The 6,072-nt window shown below is 69.2% G+C and carries 4 protein-coding genes; 1 reads left to right on the top strand and 3 read right to left on the bottom strand.

What is annotated here, in order from left to right:
- Nucleotides 1-647: 647 nt before the first annotated feature.
- Together AAHM41_RS23055 and tnpC are read right to left on the bottom strand one after the other, a co-directional pair.
- Nucleotides 648-2,411 carry an adenylate/guanylate cyclase domain-containing protein gene (locus AAHM41_RS23055; RefSeq protein WP_342238931.1) on the bottom strand — a complete coding sequence of 588 codons (1,764 nt, stop codon included), beginning with the start codon at nucleotides 2,409-2,411 and terminating at the stop codon, nucleotides 648-650.
- A 280-nt stretch (nucleotides 2,412-2,691) separates the two neighbouring features.
- Nucleotides 2,692-3,408, bottom strand: coding sequence for an IS66 family transposase (gene tnpC, locus AAHM41_RS23050; protein WP_342238930.1), 717 nt, complete (start codon nucleotides 3,406-3,408; stop codon nucleotides 2,692-2,694).
- A gap of 26 nt (nucleotides 3,409-3,434) precedes the next feature.
- Between tnpC and AAHM41_RS23045 the strand changes: the two genes are divergently transcribed.
- Complete coding sequence (locus AAHM41_RS23045) at nucleotides 3,435-4,994, top strand: MFS transporter (RefSeq protein ID WP_342238929.1); 1,560 nt, start codon at nucleotides 3,435-3,437, stop codon at nucleotides 4,992-4,994.
- Nucleotides 4,995-4,999: 5 nt separating this feature from the next.
- On the opposite strand, the gene dusB is transcribed toward AAHM41_RS23045, so the two are convergent.
- The gene (dusB, locus tag AAHM41_RS23040; protein WP_342238928.1) at nucleotides 5,000-6,016 is read right to left on the bottom strand and encodes a tRNA dihydrouridine synthase DusB; all 1,017 of its coding nucleotides are present in this window, start codon (nucleotides 6,014-6,016) and stop codon (nucleotides 5,000-5,002) included.
- Nucleotides 6,017-6,072: the final 56 nt, after the last annotated feature.

Below are 6,072 nucleotides of genomic sequence, written 5' to 3'. Positions count from 1 at the left end.
TGGCATCGCACCCCGGTCAAGGCAATCGCTTGACAGTAAGCGTCCGGGCGAGGCTGTGGACCTCCACATGGCCGACCGTCTCCAAAGGGCGGAAAGCGGAAATTGGCGCCCCGTTGTCCGGCGCCGACCAATCGTTGCACAGGCCGCGGTAAGCGATTCCATGCTTCGGCAGTTTGAGGAGGAACGGCTATGGTGAGGAGCGCCAGCGTATTCGCACTTGCATTCGCTGCTGGGTGCCTTGGCGGCAAAGTCCAAGCTCAAGACGGGTACTGCGATAAAATCATCCGTGTCGTGGCTCGCCGCCACACCAATGATTTGGCTGCGTCAAGGATGGGTGATCAAAGGTCCTCCGCTGACCAGAAGCGGAAAAGCCAAATACTGGAAATTGAACGCCAATCGACCGCAGGTGATCTCGGCTGCGATGAGACAGAATACAATGAGATGATTAGTTGCATAAATGATACTGTTGCCAAGGGAGCCGATCTTGATACGGACGGTCGAAGAGAGGTGGTGACCACTCTCTGCGCCGCTACTCCGAGCCTCAACCGGTCAATGAAGGGTGCCTTCCCGGGGAAATAGCTAGCGAAACGACGCCGCAATGGCCGCTTCGGGTCGCCCGCAGTCATGTCCGCTTTGGAGAGGTGCCGCTATGCTTCCGGAACCCCCGCGGCGCGAAGCGACGCGACGTCTGCCGCCAGTTGTTCCACGTCGCTGCGAAACTGCGTTCTGGCAAAGAACGTGACCGTGAATGAGGGGCGTGCCGCGACGAGCCGCGCCGCCGTTTCACGGGCCTCATCGAGGCGCCCGGCCTGTTCCTGGATCATCACGATGTCGGCCAGGCCGAAACCGGGACTGCGCGCATGATAGGCCTGGAATGCGGCCATCGCCTCCTCGCGACGGCCGGCGAGCCGGTAGGCATTGCCGAGCACGCCGAGATACCACGGATGAAAAATCGGGTTCAGCGCCAGGGCCTTCTCGATCTGCGTGATCGCCTCCGAGGCGCGGCCACAGCAGGTCAGGACGAAGCCGCCGAAGACAAGCACGTCGGGCAGGTTGGGGCCGAGCTTCGCCGCTCGCCGCGCCGCCGCCGCCGCCTCCTCGAACCGGGACCTCAGCAGCAGAATTCCGGCCGCGGCGCGATGGGCATCCGGACTGTCGGGATCGATCGACAGCGCTCGCTCGACATAGCAATCCGCTTTCTTCAAAGCGGTCTCGCGATCCTCGCCCGACCAGCCGTGGCGCGCGTCGGAGTAGTGCAGGTCGCCGAGCAGGGCGTTCAGCACCGCCGACCGAGGATCGAGCGCGAGCGCCTTCTCCCAACAGCGGCGGGCCGCGAGATGGGACTCCCTGCTCTTGGGGCGGCGGTCGTGATTGAGCCCTTCAATCCAGAGGTTCCAGGCCTCGACGTTTGTCGTGGTGGTATAGCGCAGCCGCGCCTGTTCACCCTCCGTCAGCCTGACCTGCATCTCGGTGGCGAGCGCCAAGGTGATCTCGTCCTGCACCGCAAAGATGTCGGAGAGGGTGCGGTCGAAGCGGTCGGCCCAGATGTGGACGCCGGTGGTCGCATCGATCAGCTGCGCGCCGATCCGTATGCGATCGCCGGCCTTGCGCACGCTTCCCTCGAGCACATAGCGAACGCCGAGGTCCTTGGCGATCTGACGCACATCGATGGCGCGCCCCTTATAGGCGAAGCTCGAATTGCGGGCGATCACCGAGAGGCCGGAGAGCCTGGCGAGAGCGGTGAGGATGTCTTCGACCAGGCCGTCGGCGAAGAATTCCTGCTCCGGATCGTTGCCGATGGCCGAGAACGGCAGAACCGCAAGGGAAGGCTTATTGCCGTCGAGCGGGCGAGCGATCTTCACCGCAGGCGGGACGGTCGCCGCAGTTTCGCCGCCATCCCAGCGCCACACCTGCAGGGGCCGGTCGATATTCTTGAGCTTCACGGTGCCGGCGTCGGCGAAGGTGGCGCTGACCTTTCCGTCCACCTGCGTCCTGACGGCATCGGAGACGAGGATGCCGCCTTGCGGTGCCTGACCTTCAAGTCGGGCCGCGACGTTGACCCCGTCGCCGAAGATATCGTCTCCCTCGACCACGACTTCGCCGAGGGTGATGCCGATGCGGAAAACCATCGGGAGCTCGGCCATTCTGTTGCGCTCAGCCATCGCGCGCTGAATCGTGATCGCGCATTCGACCGCATCGACGACGCTGGCGAACTCCACCAGCGCTCCATCGCCCATCAACTTGACGATACGGCCATGGCGCGCCGCCACGGCGGGATTGAAGGTCTCACGCCAGATCTTCCACAGGGCGGCAAGCGTGCCAGCCTCATCGCGCTCCATCATGCTGCTGTAGCCGGCGATGTCGGCGGCGAGGATCGCGGCGAGCCGCCGTGTGATCTGTTGCTCGCTCATGCGGCCTCCGGGGGCCAGAGTGCCGCCTTGACCGGCGCTCCACGCCTGACACGCGTCCCGTGATGCGGCCCAATATTCTACACCGCCAGGCCGCTCGCAGCGAGAGCCGACGCTGGACGGGTCCGAATGGCGGATATGAATCCGACTTAGGGGCGCAACTCGCTCGCTGATCGGGATGGGGACAGTCAGGACGTCTGACGGCTTCGCGGGCGAGTGTCCGCAAAGGGTCGAATGCGGTCCTCCGCGTCCAGAAGCGCGCGATCCTGAGCGTCCTTCGGACCTATTGGAGAGTAGACGAGTTCCAGGGAAGCAACTCTTCGATCCGAGAGATCGGGTGGCCATCGGCGATGCGGACGAGGACGTCGCGCAGCCAAACCTCCGGGTCGAGGCCGTTGAGCTTTGCAGTGCCGATCAGCGTGTACATCGACGCGGCCCGGTCACCGCCGGCATCGGAGCCGGCGAAGGTCCAGTTGCGGCGGCCGAGGGCGATGCCGCGCAGCGCGTTCTCGGCGATGTTGTTGTCGGCTTCGAGGCGGGCGTCGTCGAGGAAGCGCGACAGGGCGGCGCGACGCTTCAGCGTGTAGCGGAAGGCCTCGGCCAGCGCCGACTTCGCCAACAACCGGACGACCGTGGCAGCCATCCAGTCGAACAGGTTGGCGAGCGGCGGCTTCGCCGCGGCGCGGATCCGCAGCCGCTCGGCGACGGCTTGGCCGCGGGCCTCGGCCTCGACGGCGTAGATCGCCGCGATCCGGTCGAGCGCCTCCTTTGCGACCGGCGAGCGGGTCCCCTCCCAGACGTCGAAGATCTTGTGCCGGCAGTGCGCCCAGCACGCCACCTCGACGATCGGCCCGGGCTCCGATCGCGTGGGCTCATACAGTCCTTTGAAGCCGGCGTAGGCGTCGGCCTGGAGGAACCCGGTGAAGGTCTTCAGGTGATGGCGCGGCCGCTCCGCCTTGCGCTTGACAGCACCCGGCGGCGGCTCGTATCCAGATGCCAATCACTTAACCGAATGGTTTATTCATCATGCCGGAGGAAACGCGCGACACCCCGGCCTCCGGGCCGAGGGCGACGCGCCGCGAATGGATCGGCCTGGCGGTGATCGCGCTGCCCTGCCTGCTGTATTCGATGGACCTGACGGTGCTGAACCTGGCGGTGCCGACGCTGACCGCCGATCTCCGGCCCAGCGCCGCGCAGCTGCTGTGGATCGTCGACATCTACGGCTTCCTGGTGGCCGGGTCGCTGATCACCATGGGCACGCTGGGCGACCGCATCGGCCGCCGCAAGCTGCTGATGATCGGCGCCGCGGTGTTCGGCCTCGCCTCGCTGCTGGCCGCCTTCGCCGACACCGCCGAGACGCTGATCGCGGCCCGGGCGCTGCTCGGTGTCGCCGGGGCCACCGTGGCGCCGTCGACCCTGTCGCTGATCCGCAACATGTTCCACGACCCCCAGCAGCGGACCTTCGCCATCAGCGTCTGGATCACCGGCTATTCGGTCGGCGGCGCCGTCGGGCCGCTGCTCGGCGGCCTGATGCTGCAGCATTTCTGGTGGGGCTCGGTGTTCCTGCTGGCGGTGCCGGTGATGGTGCTGGTGCTGATCGTCGCCCCGATCCTGCTGCCGGAGTACCGCGACCCGCAGGCCGGGCGGCTGGACCTGGCCAGCGCCGTGCTGTCGCTGGCGGCGGTGCTGGCCGCGATCTACGGCATCAAGATGCTGGCCGAGCACGGACCGGGCTGGGCGCCGCTGCTGTGGATCCTGGCCGGCCTCGCCATCGGCGCCGTGTTCGTGCGCCGGCAGGCCCGGCTGGACGACCCGCTGATCGACCTGCGCCTGTTCCGCTCGCCGGCCTTCGGCGCGGCGCTGGCGGTCAATGTGCTGGGCCTGTTCGCCGTCTTCGGCACCTTCCTGTTCGTGGCGCAGTACCTGCAGCTGGTGCTGGGGCTGTCGCCGCTGGAGGCCGGGCTGTGGACGCTGCCCTCGTCGCTGGCCTTCGTCGCCGGGTCGATGCTGACCCCGATGGCGCTGCGCCGGACCCGGCCGGTGGTGCTGATGGCCGGCGGGCTGCTGGTCGCGGCGCTGGGCTTCCTGGCGCTGACCCTGGTCGATTACGTCTCCGGCCCGGCGCTGCTGGCCGGCGCCGCGGTGGTCTTCGCCACCGGGCTGTCTCCGGTGTTCACGCTGACCACCGACCTGATCGTCGGCGCGGCGCCGCCGGAGCGCGCCGGGTCGGCCGCCGCGATCTCCGAGACCGGGGCCGAGTTCGGCGGCGCGCTGGGCATCGCCGTGCTCGGCTGCATCGCCACCGCGCTCTATCGCGGCGTGATGATGGACGGCGTCCCGGCCGGGGTGCCGCCGGAGGCGGCGGAAGCGGCCCGGGCGACGCTGGGCGGTGCGCTGGGGGCGGCGCGGGACCTGTCGGGCGGGGCCGGTCGGGCCCTGGCCGCTGCGGCGCGCGGCGCCTTCACCCACGCCTTCGGTCTGGCGGCCCTGGTCAGCGCCGCGATCGCGGTGGTCGCCGCGGTGCTGGCCGCGACGGTGCTGGGGTCGCGACCCCGGCAGGGCGCCGAAGTCCCGGCGACGGATTGAAGGCGTCAGGCGGCCAGACGATGCGTCCGGCCGGTCCACAACGCGGCCAGACCGGCCTCGACCTCGGCCGGGGAGTCGGTCTGGCACAGCAGGCGGCGGGCCTCGCGCCGGTCCTCGGCGGCGGCCGGCCAGGGCGCGGCCTCGATATAGGCGGCTAGGTGCTTGCGGAACACGCGCAGCCCGTGATGGTCGCCGTAGAAGGCCAGCGTCTCGCCGAAATGCTGCAGGGCGACGGCCAGCCGGTCCGCGCCGTCCGGCCCGGCGGCGCCGTCGGCCCCCTTCCGGTCCAGCGCCGTCTCGATCGCGGCGGCGATCCAGGGCTTGCCGGTGACGCCGCGCCCGACCATCACGCCGTCGGCGCCGGACTGCTCCAGGGCTTCCCGCGCGCTGGCGCCGTCGACGATGTCGCCGTTGACGATGACGGGGACCGAGACGGCGTCCTTCACCGCGCGCACCGCGGTCCAGTCGGCCGTGCCCTTGTAGAACTGGCAGCGGGTGCGGCCATGCACCGTCACCGCCTGCGCTCCGGCGGCGACGCAGCGGCGGGCGAAATCCGGCGCGTTGCGGCTGAGATCGTCCCAGCCCAGCCGGATCTTGACCGTGACCGGCACGTCGACCGCATCGGCCGCGGCCGCCACCAGCCGTTCGGCCCGGTCCGGATCGCGCATCATGGCCGAGCCGGACTGCACCCCGGTGACTTCGCGCGCCGGACAGCCGAAATTCAGGTCGATGATCTGCGTCCCGGCCGCTGCGGCCAAGCGGGCGCCTTCGGCCACCGCGGCGGGGTCGTGCCCGATCAGCTGCACCACCATCAGCGGCAGACCGTCGCCGACCGCGGCGCGCCGCACCACGTCGGGCCGGCCGCGGGCGAATTCGGCGCAGGCCACCATCTCGGTCGCGACATAGGCCGCCCCCAGCCGCGACGCGGCGCGGCGGAACGGCAGGTCGGACACCCCGGTCATCGGGGCGATCCAGACCCGTCCGGGGATCGCGACGGAACCGATGGTCAGGGCTTCGGGCATGGCGCTTATCTAGGCCCGCGCCGGCGCCGCGTAAACCGCCGCGGTCGCAACCCTGC

It is taken from the genome of Inquilinus sp. OTU3971 (assembly GCF_038440215.1).
Note: the sequence above shows the minus strand (reverse complement) of the source record. Positions and strands in the feature narration are given on the sequence as shown.